General features: G+C 40.3%; 14 protein-coding genes and 1 tRNA gene. 14 read left to right on the top strand and 1 reads right to left on the bottom strand.

Going from position 1 to position 24,709, the window contains the following annotated elements; translation table 11 throughout:
- The first annotated feature begins 117 nt into the window (after positions 1-117).
- The 3 genes from metG (at position 118) to KTO63_RS22220 (ending at position 3,248) form a co-directional block, all read left to right on the top strand.
- Positions 118-2,265: a methionine--tRNA ligase gene (gene metG, locus KTO63_RS22210; protein ID WP_217794155.1), complete on the top strand. Its 2,148-nt coding sequence runs from the start codon at positions 118-120 to the stop codon at positions 2,263-2,265.
- Positions 2,266-2,549: 284 nt separating this feature from the next.
- Positions 2,550-2,623: transfer RNA gene (locus KTO63_RS22215), tRNA-Pro, on the top strand.
- 214 nt (positions 2,624-2,837) lie between these two features.
- On the top strand, positions 2,838-3,248 hold the full coding sequence (locus KTO63_RS22220) for a toxin-antitoxin system YwqK family antitoxin (protein WP_217794156.1): 411 nt from the start codon (positions 2,838-2,840) through the stop codon (positions 3,246-3,248).
- Positions 3,249-3,383: 135 nt separating this feature from the next.
- Here KTO63_RS22220 and KTO63_RS22225 read toward each other — a convergent pair whose 3' ends face one another.
- Complete coding sequence (locus KTO63_RS22225) at positions 3,384-4,403, bottom strand: LacI family DNA-binding transcriptional regulator (RefSeq protein ID WP_217794157.1); 1,020 nt, start codon at positions 4,401-4,403, stop codon at positions 3,384-3,386.
- Positions 4,404-4,915: 512 nt separating this feature from the next.
- Here KTO63_RS22225 and KTO63_RS22230 point away from each other — a divergent pair.
- The 11 genes from KTO63_RS22230 (at position 4,916) to KTO63_RS22280 (ending at position 24,361) form a co-directional block, all read left to right on the top strand.
- Positions 4,916-7,903, top strand: a complete 2,988-nt coding sequence (locus KTO63_RS22230) for a SusC/RagA family TonB-linked outer membrane protein (RefSeq protein ID WP_217794158.1) — start codon at positions 4,916-4,918, stop codon at positions 7,901-7,903.
- Between the two features lie 53 nt (positions 7,904-7,956).
- Positions 7,957-9,504 carry a RagB/SusD family nutrient uptake outer membrane protein gene (locus KTO63_RS22235; protein ID WP_217794159.1) on the top strand — a complete coding sequence of 516 codons (1,548 nt, stop codon included), beginning with the start codon at positions 7,957-7,959 and terminating at the stop codon, positions 9,502-9,504.
- A 27-nt stretch (positions 9,505-9,531) separates the two neighbouring features.
- A complete protein-coding gene (locus KTO63_RS22240) occupies positions 9,532-10,245 on the top strand; it encodes a fasciclin domain-containing protein (RefSeq protein WP_217794160.1) in 714 nt (237 codons plus the stop codon).
- 24 nt (positions 10,246-10,269) lie between these two features.
- The gene (locus tag KTO63_RS22245) at positions 10,270-11,364 is read left to right on the top strand and encodes a DUF5007 domain-containing protein (protein ID WP_217794161.1); all 1,095 of its coding nucleotides are present in this window, start codon (positions 10,270-10,272) and stop codon (positions 11,362-11,364) included.
- A 65-nt stretch (positions 11,365-11,429) separates the two neighbouring features.
- On the top strand, positions 11,430-14,579 hold the full coding sequence (locus tag KTO63_RS22250; RefSeq protein ID WP_217794162.1) for a SusC/RagA family TonB-linked outer membrane protein: 3,150 nt from the start codon (positions 11,430-11,432) through the stop codon (positions 14,577-14,579).
- 17 nt (positions 14,580-14,596) lie between these two features.
- Positions 14,597-16,135: a RagB/SusD family nutrient uptake outer membrane protein gene (locus KTO63_RS22255; RefSeq protein ID WP_217794163.1), complete on the top strand. Its 1,539-nt coding sequence runs from the start codon at positions 14,597-14,599 to the stop codon at positions 16,133-16,135.
- Positions 16,136-16,175: 40 nt separating this feature from the next.
- Positions 16,176-16,898 carry a fasciclin domain-containing protein gene (locus KTO63_RS22260; RefSeq protein ID WP_217794164.1) on the top strand — a complete coding sequence of 241 codons (723 nt, stop codon included), beginning with the start codon at positions 16,176-16,178 and terminating at the stop codon, positions 16,896-16,898.
- Between the two features lie 50 nt (positions 16,899-16,948).
- Positions 16,949-18,589 (top strand): DUF5008 domain-containing protein, encoded by a 1,641-nt coding sequence (locus KTO63_RS22265; RefSeq protein ID WP_217794165.1) that lies wholly within the window; start codon positions 16,949-16,951, stop codon positions 18,587-18,589.
- Positions 18,590-18,749: 160 nt separating this feature from the next.
- Positions 18,750-20,510 carry a LamG-like jellyroll fold domain-containing protein gene (locus KTO63_RS22270; protein WP_217794166.1) on the top strand — a complete coding sequence of 587 codons (1,761 nt, stop codon included), beginning with the start codon at positions 18,750-18,752 and terminating at the stop codon, positions 20,508-20,510.
- A 40-nt stretch (positions 20,511-20,550) separates the two neighbouring features.
- Complete coding sequence (locus KTO63_RS22275; RefSeq protein ID WP_217794167.1) at positions 20,551-22,539, top strand: M60 family metallopeptidase; 1,989 nt, start codon at positions 20,551-20,553, stop codon at positions 22,537-22,539.
- Between the two features lie 28 nt (positions 22,540-22,567).
- Positions 22,568-24,361, top strand: coding sequence for a LamG-like jellyroll fold domain-containing protein (locus KTO63_RS22280; protein WP_217794168.1), 1,794 nt, complete (start codon positions 22,568-22,570; stop codon positions 24,359-24,361).
- The last annotated feature ends 348 nt before the right edge of the window (positions 24,362-24,709 follow it).

Genomic DNA, 24,709 nt, shown 5'->3' on the forward strand with positions numbered 1-24,709 from the left:
ATTTGAAAATGAAATCAGGGCCTGCCTATTGCTAACATCCCAATAAATCAATAATTCAATTATTCAATCGTTATTTTTGCAGATAATTGAAAGCCGGGCTTTCTTCAAAAAACGAATATGATGACACAACCTAAGAGATATTTGATCACGGCGGCTTTGCCGTATGCGAATGGATTGAAACATGTTGGGCACCTGGCCGGCGCTTATCTGCCTGCGGATATTTATGTGCGTTACCTGCGTGCGCAAAAACGTGATGTGGCGTTTGTGTGCGGAAGCGATGAGCATGGAACGGCAATTCCTATCCAGGCGATGAAGGAAAATACTACTCCACAGGCGATCATCGATAAATATCATGAGTTGATCAAACAAAACTTTGCTGACCTTGGTATTTCTTTCGACATATATCACCGCACGAGTTCGCCTTTGCACCACGAAACTTCGCAGGAGTTTTTTACAGCTTTGAACAACGCCGGTGAACTGGAAACAAAAGAAACTGAACAATATTATGATGAGCAGGCTAAAACTTTTTTGGCCGACCGTTATATAAAAGGTACTTGTCCTAATTGCGGTTACGAAAGTGCGTATGGTGACCAGTGTGAGAGATGCGGAACAGCTTTAAGTCCGGATGAATTGATCAATCCTGTGAGCACATTAAGCGGCCAACCTCCGGTTAAAAAGTTAACGACGCACTGGTACCTGCCATTGAATCGCCACGAAGAATTTTTGAGTAAATGGATATTGCAGGACCACAAAGATGACTGGCGAGCAAATGTAGTAGGGCAGTGCAAAAGCTGGATCGACGGAGGTTTGCAGCCACGCGCCGTAACCCGTGATCTTGACTGGGGCATTAAAGTACCTGTGGAAGGTGCGGAAGGAAAAGTATTGTATGTGTGGTTCGATGCTCCGATTGGTTACATCAGCGCGACCAAACAATGGGCCATCAACAATGGTAAAGATTGGCAGCCATACTGGAACGATAAAGAAACTAAACTGGTTCATTTCATCGGAAAGGATAACATCGTTTTCCATTGCATTATTTTCCCTGTAATGTTGAAACTGCATGGCAATATTTTACCAGATAATGTGCCGGCAAATGAGTTCCTCAACCTCGAAGGAGATAAGATGAGTACCAGCCGCAACTGGAAGCTCGAAATGCAGGATTATATTGATGACTTCGTGAAAAAGGAAAACGGCGGTGCGCAAATGGCCGACGTGCTTCGTTATTACCTGACGCAAATTGCTCCGGAAACAAAAGACAGCGAGTTTACCTGGAAAGGGTTCCAGGATGCAAATAATAGCGAGCTGGTGAGCATTTTCGGGAACTTTGTAAACAGAACATTTGTGTTAATGCACAAGCTGTGTGGTGGCAAAGTGCCGCCATTGCATGCAGATGTTTTTGATGAAAAAGACAAGTTTGTTGGTGAAGAAGTTATCAGAATAAAACAAAAAGTAGAATCGCTTATTGAAGAATATAAGTTCAGGGATGCGCTTTTTGAAGTGATAAACCTTGCTCGCGTTGGTAACAAATACATGCAGGAAAAAGAGCCGTGGATCTTGGTGAAAAAACTTGCTGAGCAACCAGAACTGCAAAAGCAGATTGACAACTGCCTGCATATCAGCCTGCAATTGTGTGCAAACCTCGCGATCTTAATCCATCCGTTTTTGCCAAATACAGCACAGAAAATGCTGCACATGATGAAAGTGGTAGATAAAATGCTCGAGTGGGAAAATGCCGGTAAAATGAAATTGCTGAGCGTAGGATATACTTTGCGTGCCCCTGAATTGTTGTTTAGAAAAATAGAAGATGATGAGGTAAAGGCACAAGTGGAGAAGCTACAGGCCGGACTGGCAAAAGCGACGGCAGAAAACAAAGCGGCCGCAAACGGTATCGCAAAAATCGAAGAAGCACCAGCCGAAAAACCAGCGCCTGCGCTCAAATCGGAAATTGTATATGATGACTTTGCGAAGATCGATCTGAAAGTAGGAACCATTGTAGCAGCAGAGAAAGTGGAAAAAGCAGACAAGCTTTTAAAACTGAGTGTCGACCTTGGCTTTGAAACGAGAACAATTGTAAGCGGCATTGCAACGCATTTTAAACCGGAAGAGATCATCAACAAGCAAGTAGTTGTTGTAGCCAATCTTGCGCCGAGAAAAATGCGTGGTATCGAAAGCAATGGCATGATATTAATGGCGGAGGATACAGCTGGTAAATTACACTTCGTAAAGCCAGAGAATGTGATCAATGCCGGAGCAGGAGTGAGCTAGGAGAATAATTGAAAATTGAAAGTTGAAAATTGAAAGTGCGTTGTGTGTGACTTATCGAAAATAAGGCAGACATGGTTCAGGTTCCTCATTTTCAACTTTTAATTTTCAACTTTCAATTCTCCGGACACATTTTATTTCTATTCATAATTCAGGCCAGATAAGCATTTGAAACCGATTTCTTTAAAAGGTGAAATTTTTTTTGCGAAAATGTTTGTTTTGTATTGGTCAAAATCCCTACTTTTGCACCCCACGATTAAGGATAGTAACTGCTAAAATTAATCAATCGGGGTGTAGCGTAGCCCGGTATCGCGCCACATTTGGGATGTGGAGGTCGTAGGTTCGAATCCTGCCACCCCGACTTAAGAAAGTCAAAATTAAAAGCCTGTAAAGTCAAAAGATTTTACAGGCTTTTTTAATGTCCATTGAGCTCTGTTCGAGATCTTTCGCAGGACATCTCGAACGATAGATAAAAGGGATATCAATCCTGTAGAAACGAGCGGTTGATTCAGGATTAAATCCGTTGTTATCTTTAATCGACATGTCCTGCGGAACATGTCGAATCGTATTAATTTATGAAAAGAAACAGAACTTATTTTATATTTTTTGTAGTCACACTCAGCTTGTTTTCATGTAGTGATAAAAAAAATAATGACGTGGAGATTGAATATTTTGAAAATGGAAATTTTAAGACAATTCAGCATTTCAAGAATGGAGACTCAGAAGGACAGTCGATCTGGTTCTATGAAAACGGAAATATTCAACAAATTGTCAATTTTAAGAATGACAAAGCAAATGGTAATGCGTTTTATTTTTATAGTAGTGGATCATTGAAAAGCCATAGATATTGGCTAAACGATACATTAAATGGTTATGTTACTGATTATTTTGATGATACAGTTGGTCTTATTAAAACGGCTTCATTATACAAAAATGGAGTTGTTGTTTATTCTCGAGAGCATGATAGCTTGACGCTCAAAAAGTAGGAGTTAAAACTTAGTTGTTAAAACATATCGAAAGCCTGTAAAATCATCTATTTTACAGGCTTTTTTGTTATCTGTTGCTTTCATCGCATTGATGGTTCTTGCATAATTGAAAGCTTATTCATTCAAAAATTATGACTAAGCATGGATTACCAAATCTGAATCAATAATGATCTTATAATGCATCTGATCCTCCGTATTTTCAATTTTATTTTGCAATAGTTCTACCAACATTTGTGCTGCTTTTTGGCCTTGCTTAAATGGATATTGTTCCACACTTGCAATGGGACGAAATTTCAGGTGTGGCAGCATGGGCAGGTTGACGTAGCTTACAAACAGCAGATCTTTGTTTACACAAATTTTTTGTTGGGTAGCATAGTGCATTGCATCCATTGCTACATAATCATTGAATGTAACAATGGCGGTTGGCTTTCGCTTATGCGACAGTAATTTTTGAGTGGCTTCATAAACGCTTTCTTTTGACAAGTCGCAGTTAAAAACCAATGAAGGATCAAATTTGAGCCTGTTTTTTTGCATTGCCTGTATATAGCCGTCACGCCTTTCAGCAGTAGCTACTAGCGTTTTGGGACCATTGATCATTCCGATAACTCTGTGGCGTCCTTTAAGCAGATAACTGATCGCTTTCATGGTGCCGGATAAGATATTGCACGCAACATAATTGATGTCGTTCATGTCAGGAATTCTGTCAAAGAAAACTACTGGTATGTTTGCCTTTTTTAAGAGGTCAAAATGCTCGTATGTTTTTGTATTTTTTGTAATAGAAATAAGTAGTCCATCCACGCGATGCTTTTTCATTGTCTCCATCAACTGCTTTTCTCTTTCGATATCATCGTGGCTTTGCCCCATCAACACCGTGTAGCCGTTTATGTTGGCTACTTCCTCAATGCCACTAATTGCAGAAGAAAAAAATGACTCGGACAAACCTGGCAGAATAACCCCTATAGTAAATGTTTTGCGTTGCTGAAGAGAGATGGCCATTTGGTTTGGTTCATAATCCAACTTTTGTGCTAATTGCTGAACAAGGGTTTTTGTTTTTAATCCTATAGAAGGATGATTGTGCAATGCTCTGGAAACAGTTGATATTGATATATTCAACCTTTTTGCTATTTCCTTTATTGTTGGTTGTTTTTCGGGCATATTAATCTCCTAGGCAGCCTTGCAAACAGGAAAACAAGTGCTTTCGTTAGTTGGGTAAATATTTTTAGGGGCTGGTAAAGGTGCATTTTTTCGCGGTATTTGGCTGATTTTTTTTCGGTTTTTTTTAAAGCCTGTTTTCACTAATCTCTGTATCATGAATTGCATCAAAATGATCTCCTATAAATTCATATGATGGCCATTTGATATAACGTTTATGGTCACTTTTTTTCCAAAATCATCTATAGAACGTGGATTTACTATGCTGTTTTTAAGATTACGCAAACGTTTGATAACTCCGTCATTGCTATCACATGTGTTATTTTATAATGTGTCTAGTTGGCAAAGTATACAAAACTCATATAGATTTGTTAAAACCGAAACTGCTAAAAATGTTTTTACTGCTTAAGGAATTTGGTTACAAATTTTTGAAGCTTTTGAGCGCTCCGCAAGAGAAGCAAAAAAAAGGTATAAGCATTTTTTTTAACCAATAAATTTCTAAAAAGTATCTTCTTATGAGAATAGGAAATAAGTTGTTATTAAGGTTGGTACTATTTTGTGTTGTCTGTATTGGAACCACATTGCTTACAGAAGCACAAGGCAAAAGCGAATCAAAAGACACTTCACAGGTTGCAAAAGATACAACTCAGTTACTGAGCAAGGCAGATTACTCCATATTGCCTGTTAAAAAATCTATAGGACCGGTACCAATGGGTACAATTGAAACAAAGCCATTGGTTTCCCTACAGCAAATGCTGAAAGGAAATGCAGTGGGTGTATATGTTCCGGAAAGAAGCGGAGAGCCGGGCTCAGATCAAACCAGCATGTTTGTCAGAGGCTTGTCTATGCCGTTGCTGCTACGCCGCGATATCACCGCTACACAGCCTACCGTGTTTTTAAACGGACTACCACTTATCCAGGAAAATCCTTTCGCATACGATGTGCAACAGTATGACTACAACAGGATAGGTACTCAAACCAATTTGTTGTCAATAATTGATCTGGACAACGTTGAATCCATTAACGTTTACAAGAATGCCGGTGATATTGGTGAGTTAGGCCCATGGGCTCCCAACGGTGTAATTTGGATCACCACTAAAAATGCCCATAAAGCTGAGCGCCAGGTAAGCGTAAACAGTTATGTTGGCTTTGCTCAACGACCAGCTGTTACTACGCTGAATGCTGCTGATGAAAATGCTTTCAGACAACCATTTTATGCGAAGTATGCAACTGCAGATGGTAAAACAAATTATCCATCATACCTGGCCAATAATCTTAGTCCTGATTACTACGGAAAATCTGACTGGACGGATTTGTATTATAAAAACGCGGCACTTTACAATGTTAACTTAAGTGTTACCGGTGGTTCCGACCGTGCGAACTTCCGTTTTTTTGGAGGGGCAACAACCAACAATGGAACGGCTGATCAAACGGGCTTCAACCGTTACCAGGCATTCTTTTCAGTAAATATGCTCCCGCTGAAATGGTTGACTTCTTCTACCACGATCAATGCATCGATGATGAAACGCGAAGGAGCAAGATATTTGCGCGATCGCTTTGCAGAAGCAAGATATCTTCCGGATCTGACAACTCCTCTCTCACCAAACAAAGCGATGTACGGGAATTATCTTGACCAACTGGGTACAAGCGTTGACAATAACATCACAAATAGTATTCAGGGTGCTTTCTCCCTGGCGGCAAAGCTTAATAATTTCGGAATAGTTTCCAGGCTGTCTTTCGACTATAACACTGGTGTGAGAGATCAGTTTTTTCCTACAACCATAATGGAGAACAACAACTTTGTGTCTAATTATTTCGGTTATAACCAAAGGTTGTTCTTCGATAATGCTGCTACATATAAATGGGATTTAAACAAGGCGAATAAGTTCGAATTCAAAGCCGGGTTTTCTTACAACACTGATCTGAATAAATACAACTATGCTTACGCATACAACACGCCAAGCGATTTTATTAAGCTAAACATGGTTGATGGAAATTCAAATCACACTACTGCTGTAATTTCTGCTTCTAACCCTAAAGGAACTGTGTATTTAACTCCGGTGGCCGGCATGCTGGTTACCAGGTTTATTGATCAGGAAGCTCATCGCCGCGCCAGCTTGTATGCTAAAGTGAATTACGATTATAAAGAGATGATCAATGCATCTCTGTTAGTTAGAAATGATGGTTCTTCTACTCAGCAACCTGACAGCCGCTGGTATATGCCATTGCCAACCGCTGCTATTGATATGGATCTGACAAAGATCTTCAGAATAGATAATAATCATAACACGATCAATAATTTGACTTTGTCTGCTTCTTATGGAGTGGTAGGGAGAGATAACCTTAGTGACCGTTTTGCTGCCGGCCCGCAGTATGGTGTGGATCTGGGTTGGAAAGACGCGACAACTATCGCCTCCTATAATGGATTTGCTGGTTTAACAAGGCCTTACTCCAGTGGCTGGGTAGGGTATGGTTTCAAATGGGCACATACAGAAAATTTCAACGCAGGCATTAAAGCAGATCTGTTTAAATCGAGATTGAATATCGGCGTTGATTATTATAGAAAAGCTGACAAGGATATGTTGTTTGCTGTGCCTGTATCATCTGAATCGGGTTATGCTACTCAATACCTCAATGGAATGGATGTGTTGAATAAAGGTGTTGAAGTGATCGTTAGCAGCGACATCATAAGAGATACAAAGCATCACATTACATGGAATGCACAGCTTAATGTTGCATACAATCAAAATGAGTTAACCAAACTGCCGGGCGATTTGAGTTCCGTAATAATTGGTGACAGAAAATTGCAGGTAGGTCACGCGATTGATGAATACTGGTTGTTGAAAAATGATGGAATTTATACTACTGATCCTACAGGAACACAAAACTATAAAGGCATTGCATTAAAAACCGGCGATCCAATATGGACCAATGTCCAAGGCGATCCAAACACAATTAATGATGATGATAAAGTGTTGATGGGCCACGCTATGCCTAAGGTAACAGGAGGATTGGCTAATAACATTAAGTATAAAGACTTCAATGTAAGCTTTGATATATACTTCGCGTTGGGTCAAAAAATATTAAATGAATACGCTTCTCAAAGGTTAGATTTTGTCAATAATGAAAATGGCGGAACAATGGCTTCTGTCAAGGAGATCACTTACTGGCAAAAAAATGCGGACTTGTCTAAATATCCTGTATATAACCCATGGAGCAATGTTATACCGTATCAGCTAAACCAGAGTTTGTTTTTGGAAGATGCATCATTTGCTAAACTGCGTTCAGTAACTGCAGGATATGATTTTATCAACTCCAGATTTATCAAGAAACTTGGCGGCAACTTCACTCGTGTATATGTATATGTAACGGGCATGAACTTGTTGACCATTACTCCATTTAAAGGGAACGATCCTGAACTGGTAGACTTTAACGGCCATTATACCGGATACGGTTTGCCGTTATCAAAGTCATACACATTCGGTATCAAATTAGAACTATAGACCGGTTTGAATTTATACCCGGAAAATCATTATTCAATATTTAATAGTAAGAGATGACTAAAAAAATAGTTTCTTTTCTGCTTATTTGTATACTCTTAGGAGCTTTCTCCTCATGTAATAAAGTATTGGATGTTCAATCATCACGATTGGCGCCTGAAGCAAATTCATGGAAGAGACTTGAAGATACCCGCGGCGCACTAATGGGCATGTACGGTTTGATGCGTGCGGCTTTGGCTGAAGACAATGCTCACTGGCTTTGGGGAGAATTGCGTGGAGGTGATTTTACATCAAGCTCTCGCTCTGACCTGAAAGCAATTATCAATGGGAATTTAAACTATAACTATCCCACTTTGCAAACTTTGTCGGATTGGAGACGATTTTATGCGGTGATCAATAGTGCAAGTACTTTTATTGAACATTCGGGAACTGTATACTCCAACGATCAACGTTATACCGAAGCCAACTGGAAGGCTGATGTAGCGCAGGCAAGGGTAATGCGTGCATTCGCATATTTTTACATGAGTCGTATTTGGGGAAATGTGCCATTGGTAACAACTTCGGAAGAAGGCGATTTTGTTGCAAAACCTGCTACGGACCAAACTATCATATTAAACTTTGCCGAGACAGAAATACTGAAAGGTATCAATGATCTGCCAGGTGTTTATGCCGGCCTTAATGATCCGTTATTGCCTAACTCTTATTATGGACAAGGCCCCGCGTCCTGGTACGGAATTTTGATTACAAAATATTCAGCGTATGCTATCCTGGCTCACATAGCAGCGTGGCAAGGGCATTACATTGATTGTGATGCATACACTTCTCATGTCGTGAATGAATTAAGCACCTCTCAAATTCAACCGAGTGCGATGAGAGTTACCGGTTCAGATTATTTGACCGATCCTACACAATCCGGCAATTTGTTTACAGGAAATAATCAGCGTCAAATTTTAGCCTTTGCTTTCGGTGCCACTGAAAATGTTGGAAGCGGACATTTGGAAGAGCTTACATTGGCTGCTCCGTTTGTATCCAAATCAGTGCCTGATATGTATGTGAGTAAAGATTCCATTACTTCTATATTTCCTGATTGGGCTCAACCAGGAATTGCACCCGATCCTCGCTTTGGCCGTGACTCAGTTTCCAAATTGTATTATGAAAAATGCTTCACAAATTTCACAGGAGAGATACCGGTATTCAGTAAGGTGAAATGCGTGATCAACAGTAACAAAGGTACTTTGCCAATGTTCAACTCAGCAATTGTATTTACGCGCCTTGAAGAAATTAAACTGCTTAGAGCCGAGGCGTTGTATAATATCTGGGGTCCTGCAAGCCCAGAAGCGATAGCATTGCTGAATGATGTAAGATCCCAAAGAGGCGTTGCATTGTACGATAGCAGAACGGACCTGCTGGATGCAATTTTTGCTGAAAGAAGAAAGGAATTGATAGGTGAAGGATGGAGATGGTATGATTTGGTGAGGTACAAAAAAATCAAAGATCCTGCGTTCACTAAGAACATGGTAAACACGAAAGGAATTTACTGGCCGGTTTCTGTAAGTGTACTGGCTACAAATCCAAAACTATCTCAAAATTCATACTGGAACTAGTTTCAAAATTATAATAAAACAGACTTTATGTTTAAGAAGTACGCAAAAATATTAGTCTTACCTGTGCTGTTGTCGTTTATAATGTTTGCGTGTAAAAAAGACGGAGGAGCATACAGCTATGAAACTCCTGTCGATTCATATAATGGAAGTGTGTATGAGTATATTAAATCTCAAAAAGGAACATTAGATTCTTTTGCATTGGTAATTGATCGACTGCCGGGAAATTTAAAAGACACATTACAGAACCTTTCAGCCAGATACACTGTGTTCCTGCCAACAAATGCAAGCTTTAGTTTGGCCCTGGATAACCTGAACAGGGAAAGAAGTATTAGTGGCAAAGAGCCATTGACGCTTTCCACCTACGATGCCAATCAGTTGGATACATTGGTAAGACGCTATGTTATAGCAGGTGCTTACACTACCGATACACTAAGTAGTTTATTGGACGGAATGAATTTGCCCTCGCTTGCAGTTGATACAACAAATTTGTCTGACAGCACAATAGATCACCATTATTTAATGCAGGGTTCTGCACTAAGAACAACAGCAGAAGGAGTAATAAACGGTGGCGAGTTGTACATAATGTTTTCTGATCGTAAGAATTCAATTTTCAAACGTTACTGGATAACAACTTCTACCCATTCGGTAAATGGCAAAGCCAAAAATGCACTAATGCACGTGCTTAAATCAGGACACGAATTTGGATTTAATGAATTTACAAACAGAGGCTTAACTCAATAATATCTAAAAGAGAAAAAGACACCAATGAATAAATTATCACAACTATCGTTTGTTCAGGCGTTCAATACTATCCTGACCTTAGCTATGATAGTAATGTTGTCTGGATGTGCCAAAGATTATGTGCCCAAAGAGCAGGAGGTAATGGATCCTGAGGCGGACTATTTGACAAAGACATTTTCTCCTCTGTTGGAAAGAACAACTTTGATACCCGCCAGTTTCAATTATGGTAACACATCTACGCCTGTTACGTTTTCAATATTGAACATAAGGAATGCCGGGACCGGTGAGCCGGCAAGTGAACTTACTGATAAGTTTCCTGTAAAAATATGGTCGCAATCCTACACAGGAAAAGAGCAATCGCTCGCAGAAATTGAAGCAAAGAGAACTACAGAATATCACTCTCTTTTTGAAGTAAGAGATCATGCAGGAGATTTTGTATTCTGGGGATATCCTAACTCATCAACACTTGTTCAGTCTAACCCGCAGCCGGGATATTTATTTGACGTAAAAGTTACCAACAAGGGAGGCACACGATACTTCAGAGACATGAAGTTGATTCCGAACAAACCGATTCCGTACACTCCTTCAAACTTTGATCATACATCGGGCATGCAACTGACTCCGTATACAACAATCGGTGGCTTGTTAAATGTTAAAGGAGCTAAGACCCGCGGCTACATTAGTAATGTTCAGGTGTCTTTTCATAAAATCATACCAAAAGACAGTAAGATCCAATCAGGTACTTCTCTGACCTTTAGATTTTTCGATACGCTTTATAACCCGATCAAGCTCACTAAGTTCAATACCACTAAATGGGCCACATTAATTCACGGGTTTAATCCTGTGTGGAAAGCAGATTCAACATCGGGGCCAGCAAAGATTGATTCAGCAATAATAACCTACCAGGTAGCATACCCTATACCGTTGATAACATATCCTACTGCCTATACTACTTCAGATGGTACCCAGGCTTTGGCAATGTTCACTTATTCAAGAATAGGGTTTGGAGGATTAAAGGAAGATGCCGTTATAAGTTTTCCCTTTAGTATTTATGAAAGCGGCGATTGGGAAGTAGACTTCTGGTTTAAAGATGATGTTCCTCAATTTGAAAATAACTAAAAAAGGTTTCTCTAAAAAAATAGCTTTTAGCCATACTAACTGGAAAATTTATGAAAGTGAAAAATATGCTTAAGATAGTAGCATTGCTTTTAATAATACCCTGTTTTTTGATTGCACAAAACAAAATAACAGTTACCGGTATTGTTAAAAATGGTGAGACTCAGGAACCGGTTGCCGGCGTAAGTATTTACGCAAATAAAAAAGTGATCGGTGTCACTGCAAACGACGGTACATTTTCAATAAAAGTAAACGAAGATGCTGCTATTACGTTTACTGATGTACGTTATTCAAATTTTAATCTGAAACTAAAACCGGGGCAAACCACTGTGCAGGTGCTGATGAAAGTGCGTGATGATAAAATGAATGAAGTTGTGGTAACAGGTTATGCAAAAAAAGCCAGGGAGTTAACCACCGGTTCAACGGTAGTTATTACTGCTAAAGATATACGCGACGTACCAAGTGCCAACGTTATGGATCTGTTGCAAGGTAAAGTTGCGGGGCTCAATATCAATACTTCATCAGGAGCGCCCGGTTCTACCGGCTCCATCTATTTGCGTGGGCTTTCCAATCCTTCCTTTTCTGGTGCCGGTGCCGATGCGGCTCTTACACCAACATCTCCATTATTTGTAGTTGACGGTGTTCCTATTGATGTGAATTCAACATATGAATATGGATTTAATTCCGGTGGACCTGGTATTAACCCTGTATCATTGATTCCGCAGGAAGATATTGAGCAGATTGAAATATTGAAAGATGCACAGGCCACTACTTTGTATGGTTCCCGCGGTGCTTATGGTGTGATCCTAATTACAACGAAAAGAGGTAAGTCTAAAGTGCCTATTGTAAACTTTAGAACAAATCAATTTTTGAGTACTGTACCAAATTTAAGAAAAGTCATTGGCGGAAAGGACGAGAGAATGATGAGACTGAGTGAGATCCTTCAATTTGATCCGAACTTTCAACATGCTCTTACGACCATCGATCAAACGCCTGCTCTTACAGATAGTTTGAACGCTTATTACAATAACTCCACTAACTGGCAGGATGTGTTCTATAAATCTACATGGAACCAAACGTACAACGTTGGCGTGTCAGGTGGTGATCAGGCATTCAACTACAAAACCAACATCGGCTATTTTAACCAAAAGGGTATTATCAAAAATACAGGCTTTAGCAGGTACAATGTGGACATGAACATGCAGTATCAGCCTATCGAAAAATTTAAGTTGTCTACAACTATTTCTGCTGCCATGGGAGAAAATAAAAAAGGTAGTGGTAATGGTATTATGCAGACCGGTGTTGCCGAAAGTGTAAATACATCATCATTATTGCCGGCTCCCGGTGCATTTGGTGCCAACAGTGCAGACCTCGCGCAATTGGCCGTTATAGATAATAACAAAGCTGCACAGCTGAATACCAATTTCGAAATGCAATATGAATTTGTAAGAGGGTTGAGAGCTACCAATACTTTTAGCTATAACTATATGTCCGGAACCGAAAATACTTTTACTCCGGCAATTATGAATGGCAACATGTCTAAGTCTTATGCATACAATGATTTGACAGGAACGCTATACAATCGTTTTATGTTGAACTATGCAAAAACATTTGAGCGTGGCCATTCAATTAACCTTTATGGTTTTTCTGAGATCAGCAGCAAAAAATATAAAGTTGACGCTATACAGCAAACAGGTACACCAAGTGATGGAATAAGCGGTCCATTGGGTGCTGCAACATCTTTGGGTGGTACGTTGTCCAATACTGAAACGAGAGACGTTTCTTATGCAGGGAATGTTTCTTATGACTACAACAAAAAATATGTACTTAACGCAGGTGCCATGTGGAGCAAAAGTTCTATCAGCGGGCCCAATATGCCGTGGGCATTTAACCCTACCGTTGGTTTAAGATGGAACTTCAGCAAAGAAAAATTGTTTGAGCACCTTACATTCCTCGACTATGGCTCGTTCCGTTTGGGATGGGGCAAAAGCTCAATACCTGTTGGTACAATTTACGATACCTACGGTAAATACCTGAATGGTACTACAACATATAATAGCTCGCCTATTATCAATATCGACTGGTCATCTGCACCGAACGTGAATCTTATTCCTGCAACAAAAACAGACTTAAACTTCGGAACAGAATTGGGTTTGTTTAAGCAAAGGCTACAGTTTGTATTTGAAGCGTATTATAAACAAAACGACAACAACCTGTATGTAAAAAATCTTTCCAGCATGAACGCGTTCAGCCAGGTTAGTACCAATGAACTTGGATTGGTTAACTACGGTTATGAATTAACGGTTACTGCAAAACCTTTAAGTGCTTCGAGCAAGGTATCATGGACTGTTACCGCCAACGCAGCGCTTGACCATGAAGTGCTTACCAGGTTGCCTGGAGAAGCAAAGCAAATGGTAGTGGTAGATCCTAACACGGGCCTTGGTACAATGTATCGCGTGGGAAGAAACAGCTTATCAAATGTGATGTACAATACAAAGGGTGTATATGCCAGCACAGGTGATGTGCCGGTTGATCCTGCTACAGGTTTAAGAATGCATACCGGCGCCCCCGGTAATACCATTTATTTTCAGGAGGGTGATGCCCGCTGGACAGATGTAAACGGTGACTACGTTATTAATCAAAACGATTATATCGTATGCGGTAATGCAATGCCATTGGTAGTGGGTGGTTTTTCATCCTATACCAACTATAAAAATTTTACCCTTAACGTAAGTACTTCATTTAAGTACAAAAGAGATATTATTAATGCGGCTGCCGCGCAGGCTTTTCAACGGTTTTACAATCCGGCAGCTTTAAATCAAATGTTGCCTATTGACCAGTTTAACTATTGGGCGCCTTCGAATACTAAAGGTGTAGTTTATCCTAACCCATACGATTTTACAAGAACAGGAGACTACAAGGCAACGAGTATTGGTAATGGCACTTATTTACCATTCCGTGCAGATCAGACATTGTTCATGGAAGATGGTTCCTACTTTAAAATTAACAGCATCGCTTTTTCATACAATTTCAACAGGAACAAGACCAAGAAATATGGTATAACATCTGCGAGGTTAACATTTACCATGAACAACGTATATACGTTCACAAAATATACGGGGCCTAATCCTGAGAACGTGACTGACATGGGTTATGACCGCTCTGATGGATATCCTCAGTCGAAAAATTACAGTTTAGGCCTTGATCTACAATTCTAACATCTCAAAAAGAAAATATGAAAAGCATATTTAGTAAACTTGGTATTCTGTTAATCATTATAGGTTCTTTCGCTTCGGGATGTAAAAAGTTTTTGACAGTAACGCCCATTGACCAAATGACGGGTAATGAATTCTGGTCCTCTAAACAGGACGTGGAAGCATTTTCCCTCGGGACCTATAACACATTCAGAGACTTTACCTGTAAGAATTGCTTTTTTCCGGGAACCGGCGATTTACGTATGGCTCCGGTTCAGTGGAACACAAAAGCAACCACTTCGAGGAACTATATAAATTATTTGTCCAACAATAATCTGAAAACCTTACTAAACCCGGCTCTGCTATCGTCATCGGATCAATGGTGGGTTACTTATGGTGGCTTTGGATTTGGCAACATCCAGAAGTGGAACTCATTCTACCAAATGATCCAGTCTGCCAATATCATGTACAAACAAGTGGGCAGCGTACCAACCTTGTCTGAAGATGATAAGTTGTATTACCAGGCAGAAGCTGTTTTTCAACGTTGCCTTGCTTATTTCTTTATGGTTAGGATTTATGGTGATGTTCCATATTATACTGATGCATACCACGAATCAAATATGCCAAGAACCAACATGGTAACTGTTTTGCAAAGTTGCATAAAGGATATGGGTGGCGTGCAGCAAAATTTGCCATGGACCTATGCCGACCCTTCGCTGCGAGGCGTTAGGGCCATGAGGGGAGGAGCGCTGGCACTAATGATGCACATGAACATGTGGCTGGCAGGTTTTGACGAAGCTAATAAAACAGACTATTACAAACAGGTAGATTCGCTGGGCGCGCAGATATTGGCTAGTAAGGCTTATACGCTGCTGCCGATAGAAAACACAAAAGAAATTTTTAAAGGACGTACAACCGAAAGTCTTTTTGAAGTGCCACAGAATTTAAACTACAATGAACAGTTCCCCCAGGCGTCAACATACTTTGACCTTGTGTTGCGTGCTCCATTTAAATCGGTTATACCATACAGTTATATAATCTATGACACAAAATTTTTGAATACAATATATCCAACTGTCGACAACCAGGATAAAAGAAAAACATTGTGGTTTACTAATGGTTTGAATGCGGGTGCCGCTGATTTTACATTTAGCAAATTCGTGAACGTATTTGGCAGGCCGGGAGAAGATGTTAACTCGGATGATGACATGATCGTTTTTCGCCTGGCAGATGCTATACTGTTGAGAGCTGAAGCGTGTGCCAATATTGGTAAAAAAGATGACGCCATTGCAATGCTTAATATGGTAAGAAGCAGAGCCGGCGCCTTACTTGAAGATCCTTCCATTGCCGATGACAAGTTTCAGGATGATATTTTTTATGAGCGCTGTAAAGAGTTAATGGGCGAAGGGCACTATTACTATGATTTAATAAGAACAAAAAGAATACTTGATCCTGCAAAAGCATTTGGAAAATTCATGACAGGTGAAGCCTTCCGGGCCGGCGCATGGACATGGCCGCTTGACCCATCTGCTAAAACAAATAACAGTGCCATCATCCTTAATACTTATTGGAGCCAGTAAGAGTTTTTAAATAAATACTCCAACAAAAAATATTTGAACTATGCGTATAAGCAAAATAATAGGAATAGTAACTCTGGGTTGTTTATTGTTGACGGCATGCAAAAAAAACGACTACTATGTGGATAGCGGAGTTAGTAACCCTAAATTCAACGGCACTGTAATGGATTATCTCCAGTCCAAGACAGGCGTTTTTGATACAACTGTGCAGGTTATTAAACTCGCAGGAATGGAAAAGGTTTTCAGCACTGATACGATAACTTTTTTTGCTCCTAATAATATATGTATCAGAAATCTTGTTACCAATTACAATTTTTACCAGAGTGTTTTGGGTAGAGACACTGCAAAAAAATTGAGTGACATAGACCCGTCTGTTTGGAAAAACCTGATGTCTCTATATGTGTTTAAAGGAGCCAGAAAATTGACAGATTTTCATCAGTTGGACATCAGCGTTATCAATTCTTTTTCCGGAGGAATGTACACTTCATACAATGGAAGGCCAATGAACATAGGCGTGCGATACAATGATGAAGGAAGTATTAAGTATGCCGGGTACAGGAGCCTTTACATTTCTTATATCCTTGATTTGACCAGGCCCTATTATATAGGAAGTACGACGTGGACAAATAATGATAGCTGGATAATGGCAAGAGTTACTTCAAGCGATATACAACCCACCAATGGAGTAGTGCACGTGATTGCGTTTAGTAATCCGCCTCATTCTTTAGGATTTGACTTTAACTACGTACTCTCCCTGGTGAATTAATAAAAGAAAGTTTCATCAAAAAAGTATCTCAAAAGATTAATCAATAACTCATGAGCCCAATATTAATCAGAGTTGCAAAAGTTTTCTGTGCAGCACTACTATTCTCAACTGTTGCATGTAATAAATCGAATAGTTACAGCTCCACCAATCTTTATACAGCGGGAGAAGCACCGCTTGGCATTAAGTTTTTAGACAACGCCCTCGTGCCTGCCAGCGGAGCTGAAAATAGTACCGTGTCTGTAGGTATCCAGGGACTTAAAAAATATGCCGGTGAGCTACAAATAGCTGTAAACGGAACGCCCGTTACCACTATAAAAACTATTACTGACAGCATGTTGGTATTTAGCATTCCAAAATGGGCAAGTACAGGCGCTGTTACCGTGCAGGTAAAAGATCAGGTGTTCTTCGGACCTGTATTCAAGGTAGAAGGCAAATTAAGGAGTGACGTGTCATTTAGAGTAATTAACGGAGCAACAGGAGGTAGTATTTTTGATTTTTATCCAAATGCTTCAGGCTATATACTGGCAGGTTCGTTTAGCGATTATGAGTATACAAATTCCGGTACCACCTATGGAGGTTTGGTACAGGTAGATGCAAATGGCGTTTTCCTGCATAAGTATGGCAGAGGCGCTAATTCAGGTTCAATAAATTCTGTAGCCCCTGTTCCCGGCACAGGAAAATTAATGATTGCGGGAAACATCAGCTTGTATGATACATTTCCTTCCCGGCCCAACATTGCCAATATCGCCAGGATTGATCCCATTACCAGCCTGTTGGATACAATGAAAAGCCTGGTTAACAGTACACAGCCTTTAAGTCCTCCGGACACTGCAATCGTTTCTGCATTCAATGGAGGAGTTAGCGGAACTGTTTCAAAAGTATTTGTTCAGCCTGCTTCGGTAGGCGGTAAAATTGTTGCAGTTGGCAATCTCTACGGGTATCAATCTGTTTACTATCCTAAGTCTACATTATTAACATCATGGACCGACTTTGCTCCGATCAATCAGTTGGTACGTATGAATTATAATGGTTCAATAGATTCTACATACAACTATTCTGTGGTTCCCGGAGCTGGTTTAAACGGAATAATAAGTGATGCTTACATGTTGAACGACGGTTCAATAATAGTGGTGGGTTTATTTACCAGTTTCAATGGAAAGTCAATACCTCACAACATCGCCAAATTTAATGCTGATGGAACGATAGACAACTCATTCGGCGGTTTAGGTTGCGACGGTATCATTTCATCAATAACATATAATGGTACCAGCTTTTTGCTTGCCGGTACATTTAAAAGCTTTAATGGAACACCAGCCAACGGCGTCGTAATGCTAAACAGTGATGGATCTGTTAATACCACTTTTAAATGCGGACAAATAACAGGTGGAAGTGCCAACTACGCTGTTCAGTTATCTGCTGCATCAAATAACTACATTATTGTTACCGGGAGCTTTAATAAATACACAGACAACGTGAATCCAACTGTGGTAAAACAAGGCTTTATGGTATTGGACCAAAACGGAAACCTGGTTCCGGGATACAACAACATGGGGCTGTTTGAAGGCACAACAAAGAAAATAATAGAAGTCACCAATTCATTGGGCCACCCGGCAATCATGATGGTTGGTAACATTTCCAAATTTGATGGCAAGCCGGCAGGTAACATAGTGAGGATAGAATTACTAAAATAAAATCGTTGTGAAGTGGCTTGCAGTAGCAGCCGTCAATAGAAAATGATATTACAAAACCAATCCCAGCTGCGAGAAAAAATATATTCAGATGAAATGAGCCCCGCCTGCCGGATGGCGCGGGGCGAATTCCATCTGGCCAAAAAACATTAAGAGTATTCAGATGAAAAAAATTAAATCTTCTTTAGTTGTAGCTATTTTGCTGCCAGTGTTGCTGGTACTTGCCATCAGTGGTTGCAACAAAAAATTTGAGAGGCTGCTAACTCCACACACCGATACCACTACTTATGTAGTACAGCAACCCAAAGTATTGTATTTAATTATTGATGGAGCCGTTGGAACTGAAATTCAAAATATCAACCCCTTCGGCATTAATCAACTTTCAAAAAATGCCGTTTATTCATGGAACGCATTGGCTGATTATAACAGCTATGTTGATCCCACTTATACAGACGGAGAAGGCTGGGCCAATATGATGACGGGCGTTACCAGGTCCAAACATCGCGTGGCCGACAATACATTCTCGGGAAACAACCTGGCGGAGTATCCGTCTTTTATTAAGATGATAAAACGGGATGCCGATTATAAAGGAAAGTTTATTGCAGCCTTTAGCGCATCGCCTGATTTCAACAACTACTTTTCTGATAGTGCCGATATCCACAGCACATTACCTACAGACGACGCTGTAAAAAGTGCTGTAGTCAAAGTTTTGGATACAAGCAGCAAAGTGGATGTGGTTGTTGGTCAATTTCATTCTGTAGCAGCAGCAGGAGCTGCCAATGGCTACACGTCAAGCGTGCCTGAATACAACACTGCTATTGTTCACATTGATTCATGCATTCAATCGATCATGACGGCATTGAAAAGCAGACCTACTTATTCAAAAGAAAAATGGCTGGTGGTATTGGCTTCCAACAAAGGCAGCGATACCGCTACATGGAAAGGTGCTGATACAAAATTTCAGGATAGCAGAAGAAATACATTTGTGTTTTTCTATAGCCCTACTTATGGATCCACTTATGTTGGGCAGCCCAATACAGGGATTACGTTTACCGGAGTAGCTCCACAGCTCACCAATTCAAACAATCCAGGCAACCCCCAGGCACAGGCAACAACCGACAATGGCTTTTTTAATTTCAATGCCAATACCGGAAAAGAGTACACTGTTGAGTTTAAAATAAAAATTCTCAACCCGGGTTCGTTCAACTATCCAACATTGTTTTCGAAAAGAGCAAAATTCGCTGCCGCAAACAATGGATGGTTGTTTTTCTGCCAGGGCAACTACTGGGGAATTAACATGAGCAATGGTAGTGGCAATGTGCAAACATTAGCATCCTCGGCAAACATAAATGATGGCGCCTGGCATACGCTTACCGGCGAATTTTATAATGAACCTAGCGATGCAGGTAAGAGATATGTAAAGGCATATAACGATGGCGTATATACCGGTAAAGTAAATATAGAGGACAGAAAAGACTTAATGAACTCCACAGCTCCATTGGCTATAGGTGCATTAGCCGGTGATGGAGGTAACCCTAATTTTCTTATAACATCAATAAAAGTATTCAATGTAGCATTACCTGATAGTGTTGTACAAAAGAATTTCAAGAAAACAGGAGTGGTGGGCCATCCATATCTAAGTAACGTGATTGGCTATTGGCCATGTCTTGACGGAAAAGGATCTGCATTGACAGACGAAAGCGGATTTGGTCATGACTTTACACTTACCGGTGGTTATACATGGAACTCATTTAGTGATACGGATCCTTTGCGCTTGAGTCCGGATGTTAATACAAGCACATACAGACAGGTGCCCAATAGTGTAGATATACCATACATGATTTTGTCATGGCTAAATGCAAAGAAACCTAATTGGGATCTTAGTGGATATCCATGGACCCCTAATACGTTTGTGGCTAATTAAAAACTGAATTTCTTATAACATTCTATAAAATATAGCTTATATGATGCGACCCATATTAATGTCATTACTGCTGACCGGAATGCTGTTGGGTATGATCTCTTGTCAAAAAAACCAGGTAATTAGTTATCCTGATGGCTGGTCCAAAGGCAGCGACAGTGGTGGGCACCAGTCTGTAGATACTTCTATTTTTGTAATAGACAAAAGCATGTACAGCAAAGCCAGGGTATTTCCGGGAATGGTGGACCCCACGGAAAGAAGAGTAATGGATACGACTATATCCATTAATGCCACTTTCCAGGATGCAGGATTGTTCAATCAATACTTAAGAATATCTGTACAGCCTCAACCACAATTCAGTACCGGCTTGTGGGCTCCGGCGGGAGAGTTGATCATTATTGATGTGCCTGCAGACGGCATGGGCCTTTCATTACAGATAGGTGCGCATACTGATAATTTAACGGGAATGGCGGATCTTGTGCGTGATCCGATTATTGTATCACAGACTACATTAAATCCGGGAAGAAACTATGCTCGTAATCCATATGGCGGTACAATTTACGTAAGAGCTTCCCGCTCTCTTGGTAAAATTATCAACCTTACATTTTCCGGCGCTTGTGCACAACCTGATTTTATTTTAGGAACCACTACCGACGAGGCTGCATGGGCGGCACAAGTAAAAAGATCCACAGTGCCATGGCTGGAACTGAGATCCAACAACTTCATTTTTACACTGCCACGCGATAAATTTGACCAGTTCCCTTTGACCAACCCAATAGCATTAATGCAAACCTGGGATGACATCGTTAACAAGGATTATTATGGCTGGATGGGACTTTCAGACACTGCTATGAATGATGTAGACAAAGCTCCGGGATTGCCGTGGCGCGCCGTTCAGGATATCCAGTTAACTGCAGGTTACGGGCATAGCAGCTATCCAATAGTATTGCAAAATGATAATAACTGGTTCACGGGAATTACTAATCTCAACACGATATTGGCTTCAGGTAACTGGGGCGTGCTTCATGAACTGGGCCATAACTGCCAAATGGGTACTGTATGGAGTCTGAGTTCCCTGGGTGAAACATCCAACAACCTGTTTTCATTTAAGTACGCACACAGGAAAGGCGCTTCGCATGCCAGCATGGCAAAACTTCACCCTGCTTTACCTGGTACTACCGGCGCATTTGCAACGGGGCTTGCATATGCGGCAACCTCCGGGTTTAAAAATTTCAACGTCGATGCAGCCATTAATGATCCCTTCAGAAGAATATTACCGTTTGTTCAGTTGTTTGAAAAAACAACTCCAAAAGGAGGAGGCGATGGTTATAACCTAATGAATTACTGGTATCAGCAAGGCAGAAGAATACAACGTCTGAATTTTGATGATCAAAGTAAAATGGATTTCATCGTTGAAAACGCATGTGATTATACAGGACAGAATCTTGAAAAATTCTTCTTCCAATGGGGTATTAATGTAAGCTCATTAGCCACTTCGCGGATCAGAGCAAAATATCCATTACCGGCAACTGTTAAAGATCTTTGGACATACAATCCTATTATCGATACTGGTGGTACAAGAACAGTTAGCGGTAACCTTTATGTGTCTAAAACCGCGTGGGTGGTTAACTCTAAAAGTTCCGATGACGGTTCAAATACCGCAGCAAAAGCTATAGATGGAAATACAGGTACTTATTGGCAAACACAATGGAGCAGCAATCCTGCCGGCACCACTCACTTCGTAGTTATTGATATGGGAGCGACTTATACTATTTCTGGTGTTTCGCTTAACATGGATGCGTCCAGGTACTTTGACTATTGCAATGTATATGCAAGTAAAACAACTACGTTTTCAGGTACACCCACTTATCAAACTACAAGTTTGGCCAGAAACAATACAGAGCAGGTAATGACATTTGCATCACCTGTAACCTGTCGCTATTTAAAAATTGAAATACCAAGAACGTCAGGACACATCTATACAGATGCATCCAACACCATCAGGATAAGCGAAATAAGTGCGATCTATTAATAAACCAGAACTCAGTGAAATACCAATAATGAAAAGTATTAGTATGCATAAAATAATTGTTTTTTCCGTTGCGATGTTTATCACTGCGGCAGGAATATTACAGTCCTGTAAAAAATTTACCAATTTACCCCCCTACGAAGAAACCTATTCACCGGATACGCTTGCGAATGGTAAACGTAAAATGTTGATCATTGCAATAGATGGTATTCGCGGACAGGAATTTCAAAAAGATAGCGGGAAAGTGATGTCAACCGTATGGTCATTGTTGCCGCACAGTAAATATAGCTTCTCAGGTATAGCTGACGATGCCGCAAATAATGCCGCTTCAATAGCCGCGCTATTAAACGGAGTTTCAAGCAGCGTTTCAGGAATAAGTGACAGCACATTACAAATGCAATCTAATCCCAGCGATCCTGAAGCAAGCAATCAAATAACACTTAATGTATTTGCACGTTTGACCGATGCTAACCCATTTATAAACATTGCTGCGATAACACCCTGGAGACAATTCAGCAAAAGGTTTTTGTCGTATGCCAATATGAACTATGTTACAACGGGAGATGCTGAGTCAAAGGATTCTGCTGTTAGTGTATTGACAAAGTCAAATGCCGACATCGTATTTGTGCATTTGAACGGTCCGGAGATAGCCGGCGAGGCTAATGATTTTGTATTTAGTGATGCTAATTACAAACAAGCTGTGAGCAATACTGACAATTATGTCAAAAGCATTATGCAGGCATTGCAAAACAGAACGCACTACAATGACGGCAAGGAAAATTGGATGGTAGTGATTACATCTAATTCAGGTGGAAACAAAGGAACCATCGCACAGCAAAAAAGTATATTCTCGTTGTATTATAATAAAGGGTTTAATTCAAAATTGTTTAACCCTATTGCATGTACAGCTTTAAGAGTATATGGTGATACTGCTGCAGGAACAACCCTTCCGGGAATAGTGCTTTTGAGCGGTAAAACTGCAAATCCAAATTTTAACATCCCAAAAAATCAGGGGTTGACAGCAGAGTTTAGAATTAAATACATCCCTGATGCATCAGGAAACTACTCTTATTCTAACCCTTTCATTTTTGGTACAGAACAAGATCGTTATTATCCACCGGGATGGAGCTTTTGGATGGGCGGTAGTAATTTGGCATTTTGTCTTAAACCAGGCACAGCTGCAGGCAACGCTAAACCAGAGACAACTGCAGGTGCTTTTAACGATGGCAAATGGCATACCGTTGCCGGAACAATAACCAATACAGGCACATCATCTACCGTAACTATTTTTAAAGATGGTTTAAAACAGGGAAGCTCCACTCAGCCAATGCCCGCAGGACTTGATAGCATTCATAGCACATTTCCCCTGGCCCTTGGAAATCGTGTAGGCGCAGCAAAAGATCCGTTTGGTCAAAAAGTAGATCCTAATTTTTATATTAATGATATAAGAATCTGGAAGACTGTATTGCCCGATAGTATCCTATTCAATTATGTATCACTTAAAGATGCTACGCAGCATCCTTATTACAGCAGCATGGTAGGATATTGGCCTTGTGATGAAGGCGGTGGCGATACGCTTAAATCAAAACTGGCAACTGCTGCAAATTTTGTTGCAAGCAAAGCGCCTGGCGTGGTAGCTAAGTGGTATTTATTGAATGACGCTCCGCAAACATTTGGAACTCCTACAGGAGATCCTTTAACAAGAAATACAAGCCTTTTCCCGAATGTTTTGTACTGGTTCAATGTGCCGGTAAGTGGCGGTTGGAAACCAGCGTTGGACTATACTCAATGGCTTGATCAATATCTGGTTGAATTTTCGAGATAAGAGTAAAAAACAGAATAAAGAATTCAATGTTGTTTAACTAAGTAATTGCATGCCTCTCAAATTAATGTCCTACGGACAATGGTGTTCTTTCTGTTAGACCTTCTATTGATATAAATGCCCTACGGGCAATTGAACATTCCGCGTAGCGGAACAATATCAATAGAAATTGTAAAAGATGCACATATTGCCCGTAGGGCATTTATATCAATAGAAAATGTAGCAATAAGTACTCTTTGTCCGTAGGACATTAATATAGCAAAACTTGAAGCTTAACTAAACGACATTGACTAAAGAATATCATAAAATCATTTGCAACGATTCAGTAGATTGCTGTCGTTGCCGCAAACA

It is taken from the genome of Pinibacter aurantiacus, assembly GCF_019130065.1.
Lineage (GTDB): Bacteria > Bacteroidota > Bacteroidia > Chitinophagales > Chitinophagaceae > Pinibacter > Pinibacter aurantiacus.